This window comes from Enterobacter sp. BIDMC 27, assembly GCF_000534415.1.
Classification (GTDB): Bacteria; Pseudomonadota; Gammaproteobacteria; order Enterobacterales; family Enterobacteriaceae; genus Enterobacter; species Enterobacter hormaechei_C.
On the sequence record NZ_KI973181.1, the window covers coordinates 1 to 1,194 of the forward strand.

Below are 1,194 nucleotides of genomic sequence, written 5' to 3' on the forward strand. Positions count from 1 at the left end.
AAAAAAAGGATCTCAAGAAGATCCTTTATAAATTAGACATCCAACCTCACAAAGAGGAATACTTAAATCATCTTGGTATATGTATCTGCTGGATTACATCTCATATAAGCCTCCTCCCCGCTTGACACCACACTTTGACCATAGCACCTCGCGCCTAACTCGATATACAGCCCACCATCAAGCCTCTTTTCACATAAAAAATAACCTATAGTTAGATGGTTAGTGACCAAAACTGATATGGATAAAAGGAGCTGGCTTTGAAAAAGATTTTTGTTTCAGTGTTCGCAGCGGCAGTTGCGCTTTCAGCCCTCACCGGCTGCACGCGCACAAGCTATGCCATACACACCAATGACGGTCGCACTATTGTCAGCGACGGCAAACCTAAAGAATCAGACTCAGGCCTGCTTGGCTATACAGACGCGAATGGTGTCAAACAGCAGATCAATAAAACCGACGTTAAAGAAGTCTCCGAAATTCCGCACTGAGCATATTCTCCGAAAAAGGCCGCTAATGTGGCCTTTTTCTTTACCTGTGGTTCTCCGCCAAAATCCCAGCAAATTGCATCACCAAAGCTAAAAGCTTTCAGGGTTGTCTAAAAAGCACAAGACATAAGAGGAAGTGCGGTATTTTATAATCAAGCCCCCAAGAATTTACCATAACATCCGTTGCCCGCACCGCCTCAGACGCGCTCAGCGCGTTTCTGACGGAACCATGACAAAAACCACAACAAACCACCCCGGAACCCGTCAGAAACGCGCCTGTTAAATTTTAACGGCATGCATGACTATGCACCAGAATGACGGCATGCTCTTTTCACGCAAAAATCATCACCAGACGGGGAAAATCACCAGTGACCAGACAGGAATCCGCCGCCCTCAACATGGCCAAATTTATCCGCTCACAGACACTCCTCCTCCTCGAACGGCTCGAACAGATGGATCTGGATGAGGCAGCCGGCTGCTGTGAGCATCTGCACGATCAGGCTGAAGCGCTTTACGCCATGCTGAACGCACAGATAGGCGAGAAAGATGCGTGAAAATCGGTGAACGGGTGCGCAATTCAGTGCGCGGCCGTGAGGCGATGGCGGGGTGTCGGGGCGCAGCCCTGAACGGGGTATTTGTGATGCCGCCGCGTGCGCGGTATTACAAATGCACATCCTGTCCGGGAGCGGACACCGGGAAACAGCAAAAAAAA

General features: G+C 49.1%; 2 protein-coding genes. Both read left to right on the forward strand.

Annotation, left to right across the window (positions count from 1 at the left end; translation table 11 throughout):
* Positions 1-257 precede the first annotated feature (257 nt).
* On the forward strand, positions 258-485 hold the full coding sequence (locus L463_RS00010) for a YgdI/YgdR family lipoprotein (RefSeq protein WP_021243043.1): 228 nt from the start codon (positions 258-260) through the stop codon (positions 483-485).
* Positions 486-850: 365 nt separating this feature from the next.
* The gene (locus L463_RS00005) at positions 851-1,036 is read left to right on the forward strand and encodes a Rop family plasmid primer RNA-binding protein (RefSeq protein ID WP_032673404.1); all 186 of its coding nucleotides are present in this window, start codon (positions 851-853) and stop codon (positions 1,034-1,036) included.
* Positions 1,037-1,194: the final 158 nt, after the last annotated feature.